Here is a 21,080-nt window from a genome sequence, read left to right on the forward strand (position 1 = left end):
CGAGGAGGCCAGCGGCTATGAAGCCGGGTTCGCCGACCGGATCCAGCGCAATCGTGGCGATGCTGGCGTCGACGCCGTCGAGGACGGTTTGCAGGTCAGCGAGGCCGAGGACCTGGACGCCGTTTACGCCTGTCGGGTCGAGCGTGAGTTCCACGGAAGAGACGCCGCGTTCGAGGTCGCGGAGGATTTCGGCATTCGTGGTGGCGGGGTCCGGGTGGGTGAAGGCCTGGCGGATATCCCATGGCAGCCAGGCGTCGGGCGCGGCGGTGGGGCCGCGCAGGTAGGGCGCCGCGCCAGGCGTGCCGAGCGGGTCTGTCGCCGAGGGGAAATCGCTTTCGCGGTAGAGCGGGCGGACTTTCAGGCCGTCAGCGGTGGTGCGGGTGATCGTGTCGATGCCCTTGCCCTTCAGGGCCTTTTCGACGGCGGCCAGCCATTCGGCTTCGGTCGCGTCCTTGAACGCGCTGCTGAGGGGGAGGATGTCATCTGCCATGATATGCGGTGCCTGTATTCTCGTGTGTGCCTTGGTAATGGAGTTGACGCCAACGTAAGGTCAAGGCCTTGCGTAACGGCAGGGGTGCGGCCTGATGGCCGTCATGGCGCTTGTGGCCCTGTGAGGAAGCGTATTTACTGCAGTCACAGGGATGAAACGCGCGAGCGCACAGGCGCCGCCAAGCAGGAAAGCAGTATGAAATGAGACTCGATAAAGCGCGGATTGCCCCGCTGGCGGATTCGGAGCTGGACGCTGAACAGCGCGAAACGCTGGAAAAGACGTTCAATGGCCGCCCCGTGTACAATATTTTCCGCACGCTGGCGCGCGCGCCGAAGGCGTTCAAATCGTTCATGCGTTGGGGCGGATACATCCTGTCGGATTATAACAGCCTGGCCCCGCGCGAGCGCGAAATGGTCATCCTGCGCACCGGGTATAACTGGAAATCCGGCTATGAATGGGCCCAGCATGTGCGCATCGGCAAGGAGTGCGGCATGACCGACCTTGAAATCCAGCACATCAAGGAAGGGCCGCTGGCGCCGAGCTGGTCGGCGCTGGAAAGCGCGATGCTTCGCGCCGTGGACGAGCTGACAAGCGACGCCTTCATTACCGACCGGACATGGAACGAGCTGGCCGGGCTGACCGAGAAACAGCGTATGGACCTTGTGATGACAGTCGGCCAGTACACGCAGGTGTCGATGATGCTGAACACGTTCGGCGTGCAGCTGGACGATGACCTTGAAGCGGACCCGGACCTGGAACGGTGAGCCTGGGCGATGTGACGGGCCGCCTGGCAGGCAAGGTGGCGATCATCTGCGGCGCCGGACAGACGCCGGGCGAAACGATTGGCAATGGCAAGGCCATGGCGCTGCTGTTCGCGCGGGCCGGGGCCGGCGTGCTGTGTGTCGACCGCGATGGCGACCGCGCTGCCGCTACGGTGGCGGAAATCGAGCAGGAAGGCGGCGTCGCCGCGCTGTGCATTGCCGATGTATCGAAGGCCGAGGAGGCCGCGCGCATAGCGTCCGACTGCACGGCCTTGTTCGGGCGCGTGGACATACTGGTCAACAATGTCGGCATTGGCGGCCATGGCGACGGGCCGCCGCACAAGCTGACCGAGGAGGCGTTCGACCGCATCCTGCGCGTCAACCTGAAAGGCGCGTGGCTGGTGACGCAGGCGGTGATGCCCGGCATGCTGGAACAGCGCAGCGGGGCGATCGTCAACATCTCGTCGCTCGCCTCGATCGCGGGCGGATTCCAGATGGCCTATGAAGTGTCGAAAGCGGGGATGAACCGGGTGACGCGCAGCGTGGCGCTGAGCGGCGCCTCGCGCGGCGTGCGCTGCAATGCGATCACGCCGGGGCTGATGGACACGCCGATGGCGATAGGCGGCATTGCGGCGGCGCGGAGCATTTCCGAGGACGCGCTGCGCGAGGAACGCGCGGCGAACGTGCCGATGAAGTTCATGGGCACCGGCTGGGACACGGCGCACGCGGCACTGTTCCTGGCGAGCGACGAGGCGCGGTTCATCACCGGCGCGATTCTGCCGGTGGATGGCGGCGGCAGCGTGCGGGTGGGGTGAGACGGCCTGGTCTTGCGGCGTGATCGTCGCGATCTGGGTCATTCTTTCACGTGCCGCGATCATCAGGGGGCGGCCCAAAGCAGCCGTTCAGGTTCAACTCCCGATGCGCTCTGGCTTGATCTCAGTACGAAGCACTGTCATTTAACAGCAGATCGTCGGGGGAGAGTGGCATGAACTTCCAGAAATCCTTTCTCGTTCTTGGTGCGGCACTGTTCCTGTCAGGACTGCTGACCGGTCTTGCGACGGGCGTCATGGCCAATCCCCGGATGGGATTGTCAGCCCATATGCAAGGCCTGACCAACGGTACCTTTTTGATCGCTGTCGGCGCCACATGGCGATTTGTCGAACTCGGCAAGACTGCCGCGCGCGCAACATTTTGGCTTCTGGCGTATGGCACCACCGTGAACTGGTTATCAACAACGCTGGCCGCCGCATGGAATACGGGAGGCATGACACCCATTCACGGGCCCAGCCCCACTGCGCAGCCGTGGCAGGAACTCATCGTCACGGTCGGGCTGCTTTCCCTGACTCTCGCAATGATTGCCGGTACAATTCTCTTGTTGCTAGGCTACATTCAGAAGCGCGGAGAGAACTGACAGGGGCTCTGTTATCCGTATTGACCCTGACGAACCGGTGGCCAGCCTTTTCCGGGATATTACGTCCTGACGGTCCTCAGCCGGGGAAACCGCGGCTGGCGCTTGGGAAGTCTTTCGGGCACGGCTACACTGCCGGGGCCCAATTTCCGTGGAAGCCCGGGGGGATGCGGTGGGGGACATGGACGAGGGCGACGGGTCGCGCGGTGAAGGCCTGCGCGTCGAGGATGGCGAGGTCTGTCGTGTCCGTGTTGGTGTCGACGACATAGCCCATCAGCCAGCCGTCGCCTTCCGGTGCATCATCGGTGCGCGGAATGAAGACGAATTCGCCGGGCACGCGGCCGGGGCCGAAATCATGGGTCTCGCGGGTGCCGGCGTCGAGATCGTGCTTGAAGAGTTTGGTCTGGTTGAAGGTTTCGAATCCGCCTTCTTCCGGCAGAGCCATCGTGTAGGCGTAGCGGTATTTCCGGCCGGTATAGCGTTCGTCGGGGCGGGGGAATTCCTGCGGTGCGGCGTCCAGAACGCTGCGGGTGACCTTGTGGGCGGCGGGGTCTATAGACCAGCGTTCGAAGGTGACTTTTTGCGAGTCCGGGCCCTGCCTGCTGTCGGCGAACATGGTGTCGTGGACGCTGGCATCCATGATGATTGTGCCGTCTTCGGCCTCATAGGCATTGCAGGGGTGGAAGACATAGCACGGGTCGACATCGCACCAGATGACATCGTCATTGGTGCCGTGGCGCGGCATCAGGCCGATGCGGGCCTTGTGCGCCGGGTTCCAGCGATAGGGGAAGGACTGGCCTGCGAGCAGGGTTTTCATCGAGAAGGTGACCGGCAGGTCCAGGATGATGACATAGTGTTTCGTCACGGCGCAGTCGTGGATAGAGGGGCCGTGTTCGACCTTGACCGGCTCCTCGCGGATCACCTTGCCGTTGGCGTCGACAACGGTGTGGTGGATTGTGGCGGGGTCCATGGCATAATAGGTGATGGCGTGCATCTCGCCGGTTTCGGGATCGAGATGCGGGTGGGCGGAGAAGGAATTCTTCAGTGTGCCGCCGAACGGGTCGTGCGCGAGCGTATCGAGCCTGTCGTTCAGGCGCACGGGCCAGGCGCCGGCCTCGACCAGGGCCCAGGTGTTGCCATTGTGGCCGATGACATTGGTATTGGCATTGTCCTGCGTGCCGCGGCGCGGGCCGGGGGCGGGCGTCTCGCCAAGGGCGGCGGAGACGGCATTCGAGCGGACCCAGCGATTGCGGTACCAGAGCGCCTTGCCATCCTTGAGGCAGACGCCGTGGATCATGCCGTCGCCGGAGAACCAGTGATAGGTGGACGGGTTGGGCTTGCCGACGGGGTTTGGCCCGATGCGCAGGTAGCGGCCATTGAGGGCGGCGGGGATTTCGCCCGTGACCGAGAGGTCTTCCAGGGTCATTTCTGCGCTGACCGACGCGTGGATGCCGGTGAGGAATGTGTTCTCGGTGTGCCCGAGGCGGGGGCGTGTGCGGTTGAAGGCAACGATCTTCATGATGCCCTTGGTCACATTATCGCGAATGGCGGTTTCGACGGGACTGGCCATGGCAAAACTCCGGGATTGAAACGCGGGCAAATAATGTTTACAGCACTAACATGAACGCGAATGGCAGCACAGTCAATATCAGATCGCCCAAGGGCGGCTATCATCATGGTGACCTGCGGGTTGCCCTGATCGAGACCGGCCTGAGGCGGCTGGAGCAGGGCAGCGCCGAAAGCCTGAGCCTGCGCGAGATCGCACGGGATATCGGTGTCAGCGCGACCGCGATCTATCGCCATTTCCCGGACAAGGACTCGCTGCTGGCGGCGCTGGCAGCCGAAGGCATGACCAAGCTGGCGCGCGAGCAGAAGGCGGCGGCTGGCGGGATGGGCGGCAAGGCAGGCTTTACCGAGATGGGCCGCGCCTATGTGCGCTTTGCCGTTCGCAATCCGGCCCTGTTCCGACTGATCTTTTCGTCCCTACCACCGGCGGCGGATCCTAGAAGCGCGAACCCGGAAGACTCGCCCGGCTGGCTGTTGCGCCAGACCGTGACGGAACTGGCGGGCCCGAATGTCACGCCCGGCCAGCGCCATGCCGCGATCCTGCGGGCGTGGTCGGTGGTGCATGGCCTCGCGATGCTGATCCTCAGCGGACAGATCGCGCCGAAGGATATGGATCAATTGATCAATGAGGTGATCAGCGTCGACAGCCTCAAACTGGGATAGGCGGGCACCGCCCACCTGTCCCTACGTTACCGCTTGTCCCGCAGCCCGGGGCATCTAGTTTGAAACCGATGACTATCAATCCTGTGAGGAAATTCCATGGCCCTGCCAACCGTCCTGCAAAACCTGCGCGTGCCCGTGATCGGCTCGCCGCTGTTCATCATCTCCAACCCTGACCTGGTCATCGCCCAGTGCAAGGCGGGCGTGGTCGGCAGCTTTCCGGCGCTGAATGCCCGTCCCGGCCCGGTGCTGGACGAATGGCTCGACAAGATAACGACGGAACTGGCCGAGTGGGACGAGAAGAACCCGGACAGGAAGTCTGCCCCCTATGCCGTCAACCAGATCGTGCACAAGACGAACAACCGGCTGGAGCATGATGTCGAGGCGTGCGTGCGCTGGAAAGTGCCGGTGGTGATTACTTCGCTGGGTGCGCGCCAGGACGTGAATGATGCAATCCATTCCTATGGCGGTGTGGTGCTGCACGACATCATCAATGTGGTGTTCGCGCACAAGGCGCTGGAGAAGGGCGCCGACGGCCTGATCGCGGTGGCGAGCGGCGCGGGCGGCCATGCCGGGACACTCTCGCCTTTCGCACTGATCCAGGAAATCCGCCAGTTCTTCGACGGGCCACTGGCCCTGTCCGGCTCAATTGCCACGGGAAATGCGGTGGCGGCGGCGCAGGCCATGGGCGCCGATTTCGGCTATATCGGTTCGGCCTTCATTGCCTGCCACGAGGCCAATGCGGTGGAAGGCTACAAGGACATGATCGTTGATTCCAAGGCGGGCGACATTGTCTATTCGAACCTCTTCACCGGCGTGCACGGCAACTATCTTGCGCCCTCCATCGCCAAGGCGGGCCTTGACGCGAACAATCTGCCGGAATCCGATCCATCGGCGATGAATTTCGGGTCGGGCGGCAACCAGGAGGCCAAGGCCTGGAAAGACATCTGGGGCTGCGGCCAGGGCATCGGCGCGATCAATACGCGCATGTCGACGGCCGAATATGTCGACCAGCTGGAGCGCGAGTATAATGGCGCCCGCGAAGCACTGGGCAAGCGCCAGGCCTACAAGGCCGCCAAGGCGTTCGCGACTGCCTGACAGACGCGGGCCTTTGCCGCTGATCCCATCGCCCGTTCGCCTTGGCATGAAGGCGGGCGGGCTTTTTCTATCCGACCGGGACCGCCACGGGCGCATGATGGCACCCTTGCTGATCGCCCATTTCCCCGACTTTGATATCACCGGCTGGCGCGGGCCGCATTTCACCTAGCGAGAGCTGGCTTGCCGTTGCGGCGGCCAGTTCTGCGCCGGAGAATACTGGCATGACGCGACTTTCCTTGATGCGCTGGAAGCCCTGCGGGCAGAGGCGAGCGAACTGGCGCTGCAGACGGCCAATGCCGCCGGGGGATGGCAGGGCCTCCACGCTTCGCTCGCAGCCGAGGCGGCCATTGGCGACAGTTACCGATGGGTCAATGCGGTGCGGGGGCTGACAAGGCCATTCCTGACGCTGCTATTGTGGCTGATCACGGCCTGGGTGTTTCTCGGATCCGGTGCGGCGGCGCGGGGCGAGATCGTCGAGACGGCGACCTTTGCGGCAACGGCCGCGACGCTCTGGTGGTTTGGCGATCGCGGACCCGGACGCGATCTGCGTTGAACCTTTCCGCTGGCGTGCTATCCTCTTCCCAAAAGGGAGAACCGTGATGGCACCGCAGGAGATGGTGGACCTGGGTTCGGCCGACGCAAGAGAAACGGCGAAGGCTGTGCGTACAGGGATTATAAGTGCGCAGGAGGCCTGCGAAGCGGCCATCGCGCGGATCAAGCATTTCAACGGGCCTGTCAACGCAGTCGTCGTTCGCGATTTCGATAGGGCGCTGGCGGCGGCCCGGCAGATTGATGCATCGCGCCAGCCGGATGACCCGCGCCCCCTGCTGGGCGTTCCCATGACCGTGAAGGAATCCAATGATGTCGCAGGCTTGCCGACGACATGGGGCATGGAAGCGTTCAAGGACCTGCCGATTGAAGCCGATGCGGTTGTCGTGCAGCGCCTGAAGGCTGCCGGGGCGATCATCCTCGGCAAGACCAATGCGCCGGTCGCCTTGGCAGACTGGCAAACCGAGAATCCCGTCTATGGCCGGACGCTGAACCCCTATGATCCAAGCCGGTCGCCCGGCGGGTCATCCGGCGGCTCCGCCGTGGCGCTGGCAACCGGCATGGTGCCACTGGAGATCGGCTCTGACATCGGCGGGTCGATCCGCGTGCCGTCGCACATGTGCGGCGTGTTCGGGCACAAGCCGACCTATGGCATCGTGCCCCTGCGCGGCCATGGCTTTCCGGGAACGGACGGTGTGGATGTGCCGATGGCGGTGGTCGGGCCCATGGCGCGCAATGCCGGAGACCTTGTGACGGCGATGGAGGTGATTGCCGGACCTGAAGACGGCATCGGTTACAGGCTGGACCTGCCGCCGGCACGGCACGGGGCGCTGAAGGATTTTCGCGTTCTGGTGCTGGACGCGCTGCCGGGTGTTGCTGCGGATGTCGAGACACGGACAGCCGTTTCTGACCTGGCCGACAGCCTGTCCGAAGCGGGTGCGACGGTTTCAGATGATGTCAGCATACTGCCGCGCCTCGACACGATGCACTCTTCCTATGTGAAGATGCTGAATACGGTGATCACGCGCGGCACCCCGGGCGCAGAGCCGATGGACGCGCATGCATGGATGGAACTGTTGGACGAACAGATGCGGGTGACCCGCGCCTGGCGCGCCGTGTTCGATGAGCATGACGTGGTAATCGCGCCTGTGTTCAGCACGCCCGCCTTTCCCTATCAGACCGACCCGAACTGGGCGAACCGAAGCCTGATGGTCGATGGCGTGCCGCAGCCCTATGGCGCGCAACTGGCCTGGGCGGGACTGGCGACCTTCCCCGGCCTGCCGTCAACCTGCGTGCCGGTGGCGAGAAGTTCTGAGAGCCTGCCGATTGGCCTGCAGCTGATCGGAGCGCCCTATGGCGACTGGACAACGCTGGCCCTGGCGCAGCTCATGGAATCGGCCGGACTCACCCGATAGGCGGCGCGTGATTGCGCGGCCCGGCGGGCTGGGCCAAGATCAGCGTCTTTGCGGGAGATGCGAGGCATGGCCAAGCCGGACAAGCTGTTGGTGATTGATGAGGGCACGACCTCGACCCGGGCAATCGTGTTTGATCGTGCCTTTGCCGAGGTCGCGCTGGCCCAGCAGGACCTGACGCTCAGGTATCCCGAAGACGGCTGGGTCGAGCAGGATGGCGAGGAGATCTGGACACGCACGCTGGCCGTATGCCGCGAGGCGATCGAGGCCAGCGGCGGCGTGGACACGATTGCCGGCATTGGCATCACCAATCAGCGCGAGACGACCCTGATATGGGACCGGGCGACCGGCAAGCCGATTGCGCCCGCCATTGTGTGGCAGGACAGGCGCACGGCCCGCGTGTGCGAGGCGCTGAAGGCGGACGGCCACGAGCCGGCCGTGCAGGCCGAGACGGGCCTGCTGCTCGACCCCTATTTCTCCGCCACGAAGATCGGCTGGATCCTTGATTCCGTCGATGGCGCACGGACGCGGGCGGAGGCAGGCGAACTCGCCTTCGGCACGGTGGAGAGTTTCCTGATCTGGAAGCTGACCGGCGGGCGCGTGCACGCGACGGACGTGACGAACGCCTCGCGCACGCTGCTCTATCGCCTGGGGCTGGGCGAGGATGGCGGCTGGAGCGAGGCGATGACGGCGCTGTTCAACGTGCCGCCGGGCCTGTTGCCGGAGGTGAAGCCGAATGCGGCGGACTTCGGGATGAGCGATGACAGCCTGCTTGGCGCGGCGCTGCCGATCCTGTCGGCAGCAGGCGACCAGCAATCGGCGCTTGTGGGGCAGGGATGCCTCGCGCCGGGCATGGCCAAGATCACCTATGGCACAGGCGCCTTTCTCGTGGCGAATACGGGCGCCGAGCGGCCTGATTCGCAGCACCGCCTGCTGGGCACGGTGGGCTATGAGCTGCCCGGCGGCGGCGCGATGGCGCTGGAGGGCTCGATCTTCAATGCCGGGACGGTGGTGAAATGGCTGCGCGATGATCTCGGCCTCGTCGATTCCGCCGAAGAGACCGAGAGCATTGCGGCGGGCCTGAAGGGGAATGGCGGCGTCTATATCGTGCCGGCCTTTACCGGGCTGGGCGCGCCGCACTGGAACGCCGATGCGCGCGGCACGATCAGCGGCATTACGCGGGCGACGACGGCAGCGCACCTTGTGAGGGCGGGGCTGGAATCGGCGGCCTACCAGACGCGGGACCTGCTTGATGCCTTTGCCGCCGATGGCGCGGAGATCCGCGAATTGCGGGTCGATGGCGGTATGGTGGCGAATGACTGGCTGATGCAGTTCCTGGCCGATATTTGCGACCGGCCCGTGCTGCGGCCGGACTATCGCGAGATGACGGCGCTGGGCGCGGCGGCGCTGGCGGCGATGCAGCTTGGCTGGCTGGACGCGAAAGCGTGGACCGAGCGGCCCGTGCAGGGCCGGCGCTTCGAGCCGAAGATGGCGGCAGCCGACCGCGACGCCCTGATCAAGGGCTGGCAGGACGCGATGCGCAAGACGCTGGCGTGAGGGATGCGCTCAGGCGTATCCAAGAAGGGCTCGCAGGCCCGGCAAGGCATACTCGACGAGCTGCTTTTGTATGTCAGGCAATTCCTCAGGCAGGCGCGAATCATCGACCTGGAGATTATCACGAGCCGTGCCGCTCTGGGCCTTGTCGCTTCCGATGGTTACACGCTCGCGCCAGTCATCCGGCACGGCAATGCCGCAATCGTCCAGTAGCCGCGAGAAATAGGTTTCGGCGCGCTGAGTATTCAGATCCTTGAGATGGCTTACCAGGTCCTCGTAGCGGTAGAGTTTGACGCCTGTGCCGAGCCACGCCGCAGCATTGTGCGTATAAATGTCGTACATTGTAGGGGCTTTACCGTGGATGCCGAAGATCATCATGTTCATCAGGTCGCCAGCGCTGTACTGCCGGGTCCGCAAGTGGGCGAGATTTCCGTCAAAATTTTCTGACAGGAAAAACCGGGCTCGCGCCAGGACCCAGGTGTACGGGTCGCGCACAAGCAGGATATGACGCGACAGGCTGGTCGCAAGCGCGGACTCGTCGGAGAAGAGAAGGTGCCCCCAGCTGAGTTTTGGATTGTCGGGGTGGAGGGCGATGCTGTGCTTTCGCAGGTTCGGTATCTGGATGAAGTCGTCGTGATATTGCTGCTCAACCGGGACAAACATCCGCAGGATATTTCGCAGCAGGTGAGTGCCGCTTTTGGGCACGGAATTCAGGAAGACCGGCTTTACCAGCGGCGTCTGTTTGAACTCGGTATTGCGGTCGTTCAGATTGTCCTGCGTCATGGAAATTCGCGGCATTGATTTTGTCTCCGTGCACAATCTGGTGATCGCCAAGAATGAGAAAAGCGGCTGGCAATCTGCCAGCCGCTTTTAAGTGTCAATTCAAGCAGATGCTAGAAGCTCTTGCTGACATTCAGGAAGAAACGACGGCCGATGGCGTCATACTGCGAGTAGAAAGCAGAGGTGCCCACGGTGTCGTATTCGCTTCCGACCGTTGAAACGGCTGGCGGATGCTCGTCGAAGACGTTCCGCACACCCAAGCGAACTTCGAAGCCGTTCGGCATTTCACGTCCGACCGACAAGCTGTGATACGTGATCTGCTCCGTCTTCAGCTTCAGTCCGACAGGTTGGCCAAGATAGTTGGGCCACACATCGCCATTGGCAATCACGTAGCTATCGACGTTCGACGTTTTGCCGATGAAGTCCATGCCCCAGAAGAAGGACCATGGGCCACGTTCCAGCGTCGCGTTGAGGTTGCCAACCCATTCCGGATCGCCAGCTTCGCCCGTGGTATCGAGTGGCTCGCTGTTAGCGAACAGAACGATTTCGTCTTCCTGCTGATAGGTGTGCTGCGTGTTGAGCGTCAGCGATCCGAACGAGAAGTCGCGGGAGTATTCAGCCGCGAAGTCGATACCCTTGTTCGTCTGCGTTGCGACGTTGATAAAGTCGTTGGTGACCGTATCGATCAGGTAGTTGTTCGGGTCGCGTGTAAACTGGTCACACAGCGGCTCGGTCGCGAACGTGTCCGACTCGTAACAGCCAAGCAGGATGTTAGCTGCACCAAGACGGGTGATTTCGTCCGTGATCTCGATTTCGAAGTAATCGATCGAAGCCCGGAAGTCGATCCAGGTCGGCGCCCAGATAAGTCCGACATTCAGTGCCTCTGACGTTTCAGGCTCAAGGAACGGGTTCCCTGTGGACGAAACAGTTGCACTGCCGCCACCACCCGTTGGCACGATGCCTGGGGGCAGATCAGCCGAGCAATTGTCGAAGCGGCGTTGGGAAATATCGCCGTTAGCAAACGCGTTCTGATAGTTCACGCAGGGATCGATTGCGCGCTGGCCAGCAAATGCTGTCTGACCGGCAAGTGCCGCCTCGAACAATTCTGCACCGCGGAAAGACGTGCCGAACGTAGCGCGTGCTTTGACCGACGGCGTGACCTGCCAACCCATGCCGATCTTGTAGGTTGTGTTGTCCTGACCAGCTTTTACACCGCGTACGGTGGTTTCTTCATTTGTCCAGCGTGCCGACAGGGACAAATCAAGTGATTCCATGAGCGGCGCATCCTTGACCAGAGGAATGGCGAGTTCGCCAAAGATCGCGGATGTGTTCTTCGAGCCTTTGGTGATGCCAGCGCTCGACGAGCCCCAGGCGTTGCCGTCCTGAGTGACTTCGCCAGGAACGTCGTTGATGCGCTCGCGTAGCCGGTTAGCACCGAAGCCTGCACCGACTGTACCAGCAGGCAGTTCAAAGAGCGGTCCGTTGAAGAACATCTCGAACTGCGTTTGCTCGTAGACCGTGTTGCCGATTTCGTTGCCGAACAGGAAGGCCCGGTCGACTTCGGACAGGTTGCCCGCCAGCAAATCAGGACTGTACCAGTCAACGTCCACACAATCGACACCACGGACGGGAGTTGTCGAACCTGCGCACGTGTTGCCATTGAACCATTGGTACGGCGTGATTGCGTCGTCGAAGATCACGTCTTGCTGGTAGTCACCATCCGAACGGGAGAACTGGAGATACGAGTCGTAATTCCAGTCAGACAGGGCCGCGTCGAAATTGCCGCGCATGCCTGCAACGACGTTCATGTAGTCAACGGTGATCTTGGTATCGTTGTGATCCGTGATCGCTGTCGGGCTGAGGCCGACAAAGGCACCCGAGCCGGCGACGCCACCCCAGCCGTTTGCGAGCGCGCTTGGGCTGTTGCTGAAGGTCGTGCCACCGTACTCGTAGACATAGTCATAGGTCCAGAACTGGCGATAGCCATTCACGTAGGTTTCACGGCGGTTAAGCAGGACTTCGCCATAGAGATCCATGTTCGAGTTGACCTCGAATTCGCCATTTCCGTAGAGCGTTACGCGCTCGACTTCAGGGCTCAGCGATTCTTCGTCCTGGAAAATGCTGTCGGCGTTCAAGACGCCGAGCGAGTTGCGTGCTGATGGAGAGAAAGCCGGATCCGGTGTCGCGCCCGGAAGCAGCAATTCGTCGTAACCAACGGCATAGAAACCGCCCGGAACGACAAGTCCAGCCGTGTTGTTTGTCGGGAAGCCTGGCAGGTAATTGCCCAGGTCGCCGTCATAGTCATACTGGATCAGCTGGGGCCGGCCCTGCCATGGCGACGTAACGAAGCCGGGAGCGTTGTAATCGTAAACCCAGATATGGCCCCAGGCGAGGTCATTACAGCGGGGGTTTCCGGTGCGCGGGTCGATCACATCAGCGCGCGAACCATCCGAGTTGAAGACATAGTCTTCGCCGCACTTAAAATAGTCACGATCACCGCGAGCAAGCTCTTCCTGTTTGTAATAGTCTAGGGACAACATGGCACGGCCACGCTCGAAGGTTTTTCCCCAGGTTGCGCTGCCGCGGATCAGTTCACCACCGGAATTTTCCGGGATCGACGTGAACAGATCGAATTCCACACCGTCATCCTGCTTGGTGATGATGTTCACAACGCCGGCAACAGCGTCCGAACCGTAGATTGAAGAGGCGCCATCCTTCAGGATCTCGACGCTTTCGACAGCGGAAAGCGGAATGGCGTTGAGATCAAATGCCGAAACGGCACCGCGCGTACCGGCCGGACCGGCCCTGCGGCCGTTGATCAGTGTCAACGTGCGGTTAGCGCCAAGACCGCGCAGCGAGACCGTCTCCGTGCCGACGCCGCCATTCTGGACGAATGCGGACGAGGATGCGGCGGTTACCTGAGGCGAACCGGCAGCAACAGTTGCTGTCTGCAGCAGTGCGCCGACATCGGCGATGCCTTCGAGCACCCCTTCAGACGCGCTCAGGATCTGAATGGGCGCGACGGCTGTATATTCCGACGACAGGCGCGAGCCAGTCACGCGGACGACGTCAAGCTTCTTCTCGTCGCCTTCGACGTCTTCAGCTACCGGTGCGACGACGATGACAGAATCGTCGGCAGGCGTATCGGCGTCCTGCGCGAAAGCATTTGCACCCAGTCCGGCGCACAGGGCGGACAAGGCGACGCTACGCAACAGCATACTGCTATGATTGATCGATTTCATTAGTTGGATTCTCCGTTTCCCTCAACATTGCCGAGCGCATGTCATTTGATCCGGAAATCCCCTTCCAGACCCTGACACTCGCCCCCTGTCGGAATTGTTGCGGCTTTGTAATACGCAAATCAACTGCCCAGTTCACCGTTTTGTCATGTAGGTAACAACTGTGACAATTATGCCATTTTCGGCCTCCAAACTCCTTGGAGACGCATGGATTGGTCAGAACCCGACTCTGCAGAGCAAGTATTCTCCGCAGAGCTTGCGGAAACTGAAGAGTCTTTCCGGCGGCCTTCATGTGTTGACAGGCCGATATCGCGCGGGTGACATCGGTCAACAGGGAGTTATTTTCGATCATGTTCACGCCTAGGTTAACCGCGTTTCTTTTCGGGTGCAGCGCGGCCGTATTCGCCGCTGGCCCCATCGCTGCCGATCCAATTGCCATTGAGGATCTGGCCCGGCTTCCAGCCATAACGAATGTCACTGTGACAACGGACGGGAACACGATGTTTGCACTTGTCGGCCCCAGTGCAGGTGACGACAAGGATCGCGCGGTCGTCGCGTCCTGGGATCTCAACGATTTGTCCAAACCACCCGTTATCGCCGCGCCAGATGATGACGGCAGCGAATTCGTATTCATTCAGGCCCTGAAAAATGGTTACGTCCTGACGGCCGTTCGGAAGCCCTATACGGGTTCGCTCGGGGGGTGCAGCGAAGGCAAGACCACAGGTTCAACGCGTACCTGGGTTGTAAAAACCCTGATCACAGACACGAGTTTCAAAAAGTTCGAAGAGCCCTTCATCGACCTCGGCAGCATGCGCGGGCGCAGCAAGAACACGGAAATATGCCTGCGTATGGAAGCGCGTGGATCGGTCGCGTCACGCATGGCTGGCGACCCCGACCGTATCCTCATTTCCCGGCTGAATGGCCGCTCGTTCGAATCTGAACTTGGCTTGCTCGATCTGACGAGCGGCGCGGTTGAGGTCGTGTACCAGAACACATCTGACCGCTCGGCGGCCTATTATGATCCCGGGGACGGCGAAGTCATGGCTGAATCGGTATTCGACGAAAAGGAAGGCACATTCGTCCAGGAAATCAGTCTCAAGTCCGAAAAGGGCGGCAGCTTCCAAAAGCAGGATGCGCTGAGGATCGATCTTGTTGAACGCCGCGAACTCGATGTGATCCACTGGGACGACGAGGCGGGCCTTTACTATATCAACACCAACAAGTTGTCCGACAAGAAGCAGATCTACACATTCGATCCGAAGACGCAAAAGCTCAGTGAGATGCCTGTATTTTCCCATCCGGACTTTGACGCCGCAGGTGTCATAACGTCGACAGTCCCTTCGGATTTCGGCAAAGTACTCGGTTTTACTTATGATGCCGATACAACACGCACGGTCTGGGTGGATGCTGAGCTTGGTGGTATCGTACTAGGGCTTGAGCAGGCGTTTCCGGGGCAGGAAATCGACATTATCCATGCGTCTGACGACCGCAACAGGATCGTCTTCAAGGCATCATCCGTACAACATCCGGCGCGCTATTTCGTGTTTGACGACAAAGCGAAGCTGCAAGCCATCGGCGCCGAAAGGCCCTGGATCGATCCTGCAGATATCGGTGCGATGGACCTCGTCTATTATACAGCGCGCGATGGCCGCAAGACCCCGGCTTTGCTGACGCATGCAGCGGGCTGGAAAGAAGGCGACCCTGCTGGCAAGGCGATTGTGCTTCCACATGGCGGACCCTGGGCCCGCGACTATGCCGGTTGGGACTCAAGCGGATGGATTCCGTTCCTGTCCTCGCGCGGGTTTGCCGTTCTGCAGCCGCAATACCGGGGCAGCACTGACTGGGGGCTCGACCACTGGCGTGCAGGCGACGGTGAATTCGGATACAAGGCGCAGGATGATCTCGAAGACAGCGCGGCCTGGCTTGTTTCATCCGGCATCGCTGCGGCCGACAAGATCGCGATCTTCGGCTATTCCTATGGCGGATATGCAGCCATGGCGGCAACCGTGCGTCCGGACAGTCCCTTCCAGTGCGCAATCGCTGGCGCAGGCTATGCCGAATCCGCCAAGATCCTTGTGGACGCTGATCGCAGCCGGTTTGGCCGTGCAGCCTTTGCCTCGGCGCTGGCTGGCCGGGATGTCATCAAGGATGTCTCTCAGGCCAGTATTCCGGTTCTGGTCTTCCATGGAGATCGCGATGTCAGGGTGCCTCTCACCTTTGGCCAGACATTCTACAACGCAGTTAAAAAGCATACGAAAGCAACATTCCTGACTATTCCCGACCAGCCCCACAGCTTGCCTTGGACGCCTGACCAGCAACGCATGTCATTGGGCGCTATTGAGAGCTATTTGTACGAGGATTGCGGCCTGCGCTAAATCCAGTGATCCGGGGCACGCTTATCAGGCCCAGCCTTCGCCGGCTGGGTCACCCGGAAACCTGAAGGGAAACTGGTGCCGCGAGGGAGAATTGAACTCCCGACCTCGTCATTACCAATGACGCGCTCTACCACTGAGCTACCGCGGCGTTGCCGTTTGCAAGTCGCGGCTTTAGCTTATGACTTACCGGATGAAAAGACCGTTTAGCCGCGAAAAGCTGTTGGAAATGTCCCACACGCCAAAAGACCCTGAAAAAGCCGTCCGCCGGGCCGAGGCGCTGCGGGCGAACCTGAAGCGCCGCAAGGCCGCAGCCCGCAAGGCGAAGGACGAGCCGCCGGTGCCGGAAGGCGGCAAGCGCGAGTGACGCGGCCGGACCTGTCGTCGCAAGCGTTCAGGCGTTCGCCCCATGCGACTCTGGCGCGGCTGGTTGAAGAGGGGCCGTTTTGCGAGATCAGGCTGCCCTTTTTCGGGCCGGTGCTGTGCGCAACGCGTCATTCAGCCATCCAGGCCCTGCTGAAGGACGCAGACCATTTCGCGGTCGATGCGCGCAATGCGGGGCACAGGTCGGCCTTTGGCCTGCCGTTCCTGCCTAAGGTTTTCCGCACGCTGGCGAACAATGTCCTCTCGCTCGATGATCCGGACCACAGGCGGCTGCGGCAGCTGGCGGATGGCCCGTTCCGGCGGGTCAGCATCGAGGCGATGCGGCCGCAGATATTGGAGGAGGTCAACCGGTTGCTTGAGGAATACATGGCCAGCGGCGACCCGGATCTTGTGGCCGGGTTCTGCCGCAAGCTGCCGCTTCAGGTGATCTATACGGTACTGGGCATGAGCGAGGCGACACGGGCCCGGTTTGACGTCGCCATGGGCGCGTTCAGCGGGAACGAATCGCCCCTGATGATGCTGCGCGCGGCCTTTGCGCTCAGCCCCCTGCTTAAGGCCCTGCGCGGCGAGCTTGCCGACTTGCGCCGCGATCCGCGCCCCGGCCTGATGAGCGAGCTTGTCCATGCCGGGGAGGCTGGCGAGCAGATGAGCGAGGACGAACTGGTGACGATGGTGTTCATCCTGTTCGTCGCGGGCCATGAAACGACCACGCACCTGCTCTCGGCCAGCATTTATGCCCTGTTGACCGTGCCCGGCGCCGCCGAGACCTTTCGCGGCCTTGAGGGCGAGGACCTGTCGGCCGCCGTCGACGAACTGATGCGGTTCACCGGGCCGGTGCAGATGACGAAGCCGCGTTTCGTGCGCGAGGACATGGCATTCGAGGGCCGGGCGCTGAAAAGGGGCGAGAAGGTGATAGGCCTGCTGGCGGCCGGCAATGTCGACCCGGACGTGTTCGGCAATCCGCTGGCGCTGGACCTTGCGCGGCGTCCCAACCGTCATCTCGGCTGGGGCAGCGGTCCGCACATGTGCCTTGGCCTGCACCTCGCCAAGGCTGAGGCCGAGATCGCGCTCTCCGAACTGTTCCGGCGGGCGCCGGGCATGAAGCTGCAGGCGCCGCCGGATACGCTCAAATGGGTCAAACGGTCGGGCCTGCGGGGGCTTGAGTCGCTGCCCGTCAGCCTGTCCTGAGGCCGGGGCGCCCTGAACCTGCTGCGTTTGCGCCTCAAGGTTCCACAATCACGCCTTTCCCGCGCCGTGAACAAGACTATAAGTGCGCGCCATGGATAGATTGAACATCATTGGCGGCGCTCAGCTGAATGGCCGCATTCCCGTCTCTGGCGCCAAGAACTCGGCGCTGAAGCTCATGGTCGCATGCCTGCTGACCGACGAGCCCATCACGCTCACCAATATGCCGAGCCTCGCGGACACGCGGTTCCTGGCGCAACTGCTGGAAACGCTGGGTGTCGAGGTTTACTGGCCGAAGGGCGAGTCGACCTGCCACCTGAATGCGGCGGAGCTGAAAAGCACGATCGCGCCCTATGAACAGGTGCGCAAGATGCGGGCGAGCTTCAATGTGCTCGGCCCGCTGATCGCCCGTTCCGGCCATGCCACCGTGTCGCTGCCCGGCGGCTGTGCCATCGGCGCGCGTCCGGTCGACCTGCACCTGCAGGCACTGCAAGCCATGGGCGCGGACCTGAAAGTCGAGAGCGGCTACGTCAAGGCCGCTGCGATCCAGGGCCTGAAGGGCGCCCATATCGTGTTCTCCATGCCGAGCGTCGGCGCGACCGAGCATGCAATGCTGACGGCGACGCTGGCCAAGGGCGAGACCATTCTCGAAAACGCCGCGCGCGAGCCCGAAATCGAAGACCTGGCCGATTGCCTCAACAGCATGGGCGCAAAGGTGAGCGGCGCGGGCACATCGACGATCCGCATCCAAGGTGTGGAAAAGCTGCATGGCACGACCCATGCGGTGATGCCGGACCGGATCGAGGCAGGCACCTATGCCATGGCGGCGGCGGCGGCTGGCGGCGACGTCACGCTGGATGGCGCCCCGGTCGAGGCGCTTGGCGCGATGATCGCCAAGCTGCGCGAGGCCGGTGTCACGGTCGATGCCGACGAGGCGGCCCACACGCTGCGCATCCGCCGCAATGGCACGCGCCTGAAGGCCGTCAGCGTCTCGACCCAGCCGCATCCCGGCTTTCCGACAGACCTGCAGGCCCAGTTCATGGCCCTGATGAGCCTTGCCGACGGCACCAGCATCATCCGCGAGACGATCTTCGAGAACCGCTTCATGCATGCGCCCGAATTGTCGCGCCTTGGAGCCGACATAAATGTGCGGGGGCAGGAGGCCGTGGTCAAAGGCGTGCCGCACCTGACAGGGGCGCCGGTGATGGCGACCGACCTGCGCGCGTCGGTTTCTCTTGTCATCGCAGGGCTTGCCGCAGAAGGTGAGACTGTGGTGAACCGTATCTACCATCTGGACCGCGGCTTTGAGCGGCTGGAAACGAAATTGAATGCCTGCGGCGCAAATATCCAGCGCCTGTCAGGCGAGGACGAGTAAGGGACTGGGATGTCTGAACCACACGCGCTGCGTCTCCTGGCCGAAACGGCCGAGGATCTTCAGGTCATTGCGGCGGCTGTCCAGGATTCCGTCGTGAAGGCTGGCAGCCTAAAATATGAAGCCCGCAAGAACCGCTTCTCGCTGGAACTCAACCGCTTTCGCTGGGAAGCCGGCCAGCCCCGCGCAAAGGAAGGCGCGCGCGTGCGCTCGCTGCTGGCCTTTGACGGCGTGCTGGGCGCGAAGACGCGGGCCGTCACCAAGGCCGATCCGGAACTGATCCTCTCCCTGCTCGACGTGAGCTTCACGCTGGCAGACGAGCCGCCGGGTGGCACGGTCACGCTGCTGTTTGCGGGCGATGGCGAAATCACGCTGAACGTTGAAGTGCTCGACGCCACCCTGCTCGACAGCGATTATGTCTGGCCGACGCGCAACCTGCCGAGCCACGAGCGGAGGCGTCGCTAGGTGGCGCGCCGCTTCGATTCCACCGCGCCTGGATTCAAGGATGCGTTTGCTGCCTTTCTCGGTGAAGACCGGGGAACGGGGCATGACGTGGCCAGCATCGTGGCCAGGATCCTGAATGATGTCGAAAGCCACGGCGGCAGGGCGGTGGCCGATTACACGGCCAAGTATGACGAGCTGCAGATCGACCCGACCACGCTGGAATCCGACAATGTGAACCTGCATGCGCTGGCGGCAGACTGCCCGGCTGACCTGCGCGAAGCCATCGATTTCGCGCATGACCGGATTGCGGCCTATCATGCGGCCCAGCGCCCGGCAGACCATTCCTTCACCGACAGCGCAGGCGTCGAGCTGGGCTGGCGCTGGACGGCGCTGGAAAGCGTCGGCGTCTATGTTCCCGGTGGGCGGGCGAGCTATCCCTCGTCGGTCCTGATGAATACGGTCCCGGCGAAGATTGCCGGCGTGGAGCGCATCGTCATGGTTGCGCCTGCACCCGGCGGCGAACTGGCACCGGCCGTGGCCTATGCCGCGCTGAAGGCCGGCGTACACGAGTTCTACCCGATTGGCGGAGCGCAGGCCGTCGGCGCGCTGGCCTTCGGGGCCGGGCGGCTGAGGCCCGTCGACAAGATTGTCGGTCCGGGTAATGCCTTCGTAGCAGAGGCCAAGCGCCAGGTGTTCGGCCGCGTCGGCATCGACACGATTGCAGGCCCGTCGGAAATCCTGATCATCGCAGACCACACGGCCAACCCGGACTGGGTTGCGGCCGATCTCCTCTCCCAGGCCGAGCATGACCCCTCCAGCCAGTCGATCCTGATTACTGTGGATCAGTCTGTGGGCAAAGCTGTGGAAATCTCTGTGGAAAACCAGTTGAAGGAACTGGCGACCGGCGAACGCGCCCGGGTTTCCTGGGAACGCCACGGCGCGATCGTCACCGTGCCGGACCTCGGTACCGCCGCCGCAATTGCCAACCAGATCGCGGCGGAGCACCTCGAACTCGCCATTGACGATCCTGACGCGCTGTTGCCGCAGATCCGGCATGCCGGGGCGGTTTTCCTCGGCCACCTGACACCGGAAGCCCTCGGCGACTATGTCACCGGTTCGAACCATGTCCTGCCGACCAGCCGGGCGGCCCGTTTCGGCTCCGGCCTTGGCCTTTATGACTTCCTCAAACGGATGAGTGTCCAGCGCGTCAGTTCCCGGGGCTTTGCCGCGCTTGCGCCCGCTGCCATCAGGCTGGCGGAGGCGGAACGCCTGCCGGCGCATGCGCGCTCGGTCTCGATCCGCACCAACCGGGGGGAGGGCGATGGGTGATAACCGGCTGATATCGGTCAGTATTGACGAAGACACGCTGGGCGCGACCAGCCCCGACGCCGAACATGAGCGCCGCGTGGCGATTTTCGACCTGATCGAGGAAAACAGTTTCGCCCTGCCGGGCCATGATCGCGGCCCCTATGCGCTCACCCTGTCACAGGTCGAGCGCAAGCTGGTCTTTGCGGTCCGCGACGAGGCCGGGGAAGACGTGCACACGTTCATCCTGTCGATGGGGCCGTTCCGGGGCGTGATCCGCGACTATTTCATGATCTGCGACAGCTATTACGATGCCATACGCAACCAGACCCCGCACCAGATCGAGGCGATCGACATGGCGCGGCGCGGCGTCCACAATGAGGGCTCGGAGCTCGTCGCCGAACGGCTGGAAGGCAAGGTCGAGGTCGATTTCACCACCGCCCGCCGACTCTTCACCCTGATCTGCGCCCTGCATGCCGGGCAGACGCGATAGGCCGTCTC

At 62.5% G+C, this 21,080-nt stretch carries 20 protein-coding genes and 1 tRNA gene; 15 read left to right on the forward strand and 6 right to left on the reverse strand.

Annotated elements, in window-relative coordinates; all coding sequences use genetic code 11:
- The coding region (locus VR74_RS16500) for a methylmalonyl-CoA mutase family protein (protein ID WP_045698642.1) at nucleotides 1-490 on the reverse strand (490 nt) is incomplete at its 3' end.
- Between the two features lie 200 nt (nucleotides 491-690).
- Between VR74_RS16500 and VR74_RS16505 the strand changes: the two genes are divergently transcribed.
- The 3 genes from VR74_RS16505 (at nucleotide 691) to VR74_RS16515 (ending at nucleotide 2,662) form a co-directional block, all read left to right on the forward strand.
- The gene (locus VR74_RS16505) at nucleotides 691-1,254 is read left to right on the forward strand and encodes a carboxymuconolactone decarboxylase family protein (protein WP_045698644.1); all 564 of its coding nucleotides are present in this window, start codon (nucleotides 691-693) and stop codon (nucleotides 1,252-1,254) included.
- Nucleotides 1,251-2,066, forward strand: a complete 816-nt coding sequence (locus tag VR74_RS16510; RefSeq protein WP_299950915.1) for an SDR family NAD(P)-dependent oxidoreductase — start codon at nucleotides 1,251-1,253, stop codon at nucleotides 2,064-2,066. The genes VR74_RS16505 and VR74_RS16510 overlap by 4 nt, the downstream gene beginning before the upstream one ends.
- Before the next feature lie 170 nt (nucleotides 2,067-2,236).
- Nucleotides 2,237-2,662, forward strand: a complete 426-nt coding sequence (locus VR74_RS16515; protein ID WP_045698646.1) for a hypothetical protein — start codon at nucleotides 2,237-2,239, stop codon at nucleotides 2,660-2,662.
- A gap of 124 nt (nucleotides 2,663-2,786) precedes the next feature.
- Here the strand turns inward: VR74_RS16515 and VR74_RS16520 are convergent, their stop codons facing one another.
- The gene (locus VR74_RS16520) at nucleotides 2,787-4,229 is read right to left on the reverse strand and encodes a carotenoid oxygenase family protein (RefSeq protein WP_045698648.1); all 1,443 of its coding nucleotides are present in this window, start codon (nucleotides 4,227-4,229) and stop codon (nucleotides 2,787-2,789) included.
- A gap of 50 nt (nucleotides 4,230-4,279) precedes the next feature.
- Here VR74_RS16520 and VR74_RS16525 point away from each other — a divergent pair, with 50 nt between their 5' ends.
- Together VR74_RS16525 and VR74_RS16530 are read left to right on the forward strand one after the other, a co-directional pair.
- On the forward strand, nucleotides 4,280-4,888 hold the full coding sequence (locus VR74_RS16525) for a TetR/AcrR family transcriptional regulator (protein ID WP_045698650.1): 609 nt from the start codon (nucleotides 4,280-4,282) through the stop codon (nucleotides 4,886-4,888).
- A 96-nt stretch (nucleotides 4,889-4,984) separates the two neighbouring features.
- Nucleotides 4,985-5,983 carry a nitronate monooxygenase family protein gene (locus VR74_RS16530; RefSeq protein ID WP_045698652.1) on the forward strand — a complete coding sequence of 333 codons (999 nt, stop codon included), beginning with the start codon at nucleotides 4,985-4,987 and terminating at the stop codon, nucleotides 5,981-5,983.
- A gap of 67 nt (nucleotides 5,984-6,050) precedes the next feature.
- On the opposite strand, the gene VR74_RS21215 is transcribed toward VR74_RS16530, so the two are convergent.
- Nucleotides 6,051-6,206: a hypothetical protein gene (locus VR74_RS21215; protein WP_299950918.1), complete on the reverse strand. Its 156-nt coding sequence runs from the start codon at nucleotides 6,204-6,206 to the stop codon at nucleotides 6,051-6,053.
- Between the two features lie 153 nt (nucleotides 6,207-6,359).
- On the opposite strand from VR74_RS21215, the gene VR74_RS21220 reads away from it, so the two are divergent.
- The 3 genes from VR74_RS21220 (at nucleotide 6,360) to glpK (ending at nucleotide 9,501) form a co-directional block, all read left to right on the forward strand.
- Nucleotides 6,360-6,536 (forward strand): hypothetical protein, encoded by a 177-nt coding sequence (locus tag VR74_RS21220; RefSeq protein WP_299950921.1) that lies wholly within the window; start codon nucleotides 6,360-6,362, stop codon nucleotides 6,534-6,536.
- A gap of 46 nt (nucleotides 6,537-6,582) precedes the next feature.
- Nucleotides 6,583-7,947 carry an amidase family protein gene (locus VR74_RS16545; RefSeq protein ID WP_299950924.1) on the forward strand — a complete coding sequence of 455 codons (1,365 nt, stop codon included), beginning with the start codon at nucleotides 6,583-6,585 and terminating at the stop codon, nucleotides 7,945-7,947.
- 66 nt (nucleotides 7,948-8,013) lie between these two features.
- Nucleotides 8,014-9,501 carry a glycerol kinase GlpK gene (gene glpK / locus VR74_RS16550; RefSeq protein WP_045698656.1) on the forward strand — a complete coding sequence of 496 codons (1,488 nt, stop codon included), beginning with the start codon at nucleotides 8,014-8,016 and terminating at the stop codon, nucleotides 9,499-9,501.
- A gap of 9 nt (nucleotides 9,502-9,510) precedes the next feature.
- Here the strand turns inward: glpK and VR74_RS16555 are convergent, their stop codons facing one another.
- Nucleotides 9,511-10,296 carry a hypothetical protein gene (locus tag VR74_RS16555; RefSeq protein WP_045698658.1) on the reverse strand — a complete coding sequence of 262 codons (786 nt, stop codon included), beginning with the start codon at nucleotides 10,294-10,296 and terminating at the stop codon, nucleotides 9,511-9,513.
- A gap of 95 nt (nucleotides 10,297-10,391) precedes the next feature.
- Nucleotides 10,392-13,520, reverse strand: coding sequence for a TonB-dependent receptor (locus VR74_RS16560; protein ID WP_299950929.1), 3,129 nt, complete (start codon nucleotides 13,518-13,520; stop codon nucleotides 10,392-10,394).
- A gap of 497 nt (nucleotides 13,521-14,017) precedes the next feature.
- Between VR74_RS16560 and VR74_RS16565 the strand changes: the two genes are divergently transcribed.
- A complete protein-coding gene (locus VR74_RS16565) occupies nucleotides 14,018-15,892 on the forward strand; it encodes a prolyl oligopeptidase family serine peptidase (protein ID WP_299950932.1) in 1,875 nt (624 codons plus the stop codon).
- 73 nt (nucleotides 15,893-15,965) lie between these two features.
- Here the strand turns inward: VR74_RS16565 and VR74_RS16570 are convergent.
- A tRNA-Thr gene (locus VR74_RS16570) sits at nucleotides 15,966-16,040 on the reverse strand.
- A 42-nt stretch (nucleotides 16,041-16,082) separates the two neighbouring features.
- Between VR74_RS16570 and VR74_RS21225 the strand changes: the two genes are divergently transcribed.
- From VR74_RS21225 to VR74_RS16595, 6 genes are all read left to right on the forward strand, one after another.
- A complete protein-coding gene (locus tag VR74_RS21225; protein ID WP_299950202.1) occupies nucleotides 16,083-16,256 on the forward strand; it encodes a hypothetical protein in 174 nt (57 codons plus the stop codon).
- The gene (locus VR74_RS16575; protein WP_045696718.1) at nucleotides 16,253-17,461 is read left to right on the forward strand and encodes a cytochrome P450; all 1,209 of its coding nucleotides are present in this window, start codon (nucleotides 16,253-16,255) and stop codon (nucleotides 17,459-17,461) included. The genes VR74_RS21225 and VR74_RS16575 overlap by 4 nt, the downstream gene beginning before the upstream one ends.
- Nucleotides 17,462-17,552: 91 nt before the next feature.
- Nucleotides 17,553-18,833 carry a UDP-N-acetylglucosamine 1-carboxyvinyltransferase gene (gene murA, locus VR74_RS16580; RefSeq protein ID WP_045696717.1) on the forward strand — a complete coding sequence of 427 codons (1,281 nt, stop codon included), beginning with the start codon at nucleotides 17,553-17,555 and terminating at the stop codon, nucleotides 18,831-18,833.
- Nucleotides 18,834-18,842: 9 nt separating this feature from the next.
- Nucleotides 18,843-19,295, forward strand: a complete 453-nt coding sequence (locus tag VR74_RS16585) for a DUF2948 family protein (RefSeq protein WP_045696715.1) — start codon at nucleotides 18,843-18,845, stop codon at nucleotides 19,293-19,295.
- Nucleotides 19,296-20,603, forward strand: a complete 1,308-nt coding sequence (hisD, locus tag VR74_RS16590) for a histidinol dehydrogenase (RefSeq protein WP_045696713.1) — start codon at nucleotides 19,296-19,298, stop codon at nucleotides 20,601-20,603.
- Nucleotides 20,596-21,072 carry a UPF0262 family protein gene (locus tag VR74_RS16595; RefSeq protein ID WP_299950200.1) on the forward strand — a complete coding sequence of 159 codons (477 nt, stop codon included), beginning with the start codon at nucleotides 20,596-20,598 and terminating at the stop codon, nucleotides 21,070-21,072. The genes hisD and VR74_RS16595 overlap by 8 nt, the downstream gene beginning before the upstream one ends.
- Nucleotides 21,073-21,080 lie beyond the last annotated feature (8 nt).

This window comes from Hyphomonas sp. BRH_c22, assembly GCF_000961795.1.
GTDB lineage: Bacteria > Pseudomonadota > Alphaproteobacteria > Caulobacterales > Hyphomonadaceae > Hyphomonas.

Bases quoted from the DNA above. Each gene is read 5' to 3' on its own strand.
- VR74_RS16505 (WP_045698644.1), top strand. From the start codon at position 691: ATGAGACTCGATAAAGCGCGGATTGCCCCGCTGGCGGATTCGGAGCTG.
- VR74_RS16515 (WP_045698646.1), top strand. From the start codon at position 2,237: ATGAACTTCCAGAAATCCTTTCTCGTTCTTGGTGCGGCACTGTTCCTG.
- VR74_RS16520 (WP_045698648.1), bottom strand. From the start codon at position 4,229: ATGGCCAGTCCCGTCGAAACCGCCATTCGCGATAATGTGACCAAGGGC.
- VR74_RS16525 (WP_045698650.1), top strand. From the start codon at position 4,280: ATGAACGCGAATGGCAGCACAGTCAATATCAGATCGCCCAAGGGCGGC.
- VR74_RS16530 (WP_045698652.1), top strand. From the start codon at position 4,985: ATGGCCCTGCCAACCGTCCTGCAAAACCTGCGCGTGCCCGTGATCGGC.
- VR74_RS21215 (WP_299950918.1), bottom strand. From the start codon at position 6,206: ATGCCAGTATTCTCCGGCGCAGAACTGGCCGCCGCAACGGCAAGCCAG.
- VR74_RS16545 (WP_299950924.1), top strand. From the start codon at position 6,583: ATGGCACCGCAGGAGATGGTGGACCTGGGTTCGGCCGACGCAAGAGAA.
- glpK (WP_045698656.1), top strand. From the start codon at position 8,014: ATGGCCAAGCCGGACAAGCTGTTGGTGATTGATGAGGGCACGACCTCG.
- VR74_RS16555 (WP_045698658.1), bottom strand. From the start codon at position 10,296: ATGCCGCGAATTTCCATGACGCAGGACAATCTGAACGACCGCAATACC.
- VR74_RS16560 (WP_299950929.1), bottom strand. From the start codon at position 13,520: ATGAAATCGATCAATCATAGCAGTATGCTGTTGCGTAGCGTCGCCTTG.
- VR74_RS16565 (WP_299950932.1), top strand. From the start codon at position 14,018: ATGTTTGCACTTGTCGGCCCCAGTGCAGGTGACGACAAGGATCGCGCG.
- VR74_RS21225 (WP_299950202.1), top strand. From the start codon at position 16,083: ATGAAAAGACCGTTTAGCCGCGAAAAGCTGTTGGAAATGTCCCACACG.
- murA (WP_045696717.1), top strand. From the start codon at position 17,553: ATGGATAGATTGAACATCATTGGCGGCGCTCAGCTGAATGGCCGCATT.
- VR74_RS16585 (WP_045696715.1), top strand. From the start codon at position 18,843: ATGTCTGAACCACACGCGCTGCGTCTCCTGGCCGAAACGGCCGAGGAT.
- VR74_RS16595 (WP_299950200.1), top strand. From the start codon at position 20,596: ATGGGTGATAACCGGCTGATATCGGTCAGTATTGACGAAGACACGCTG.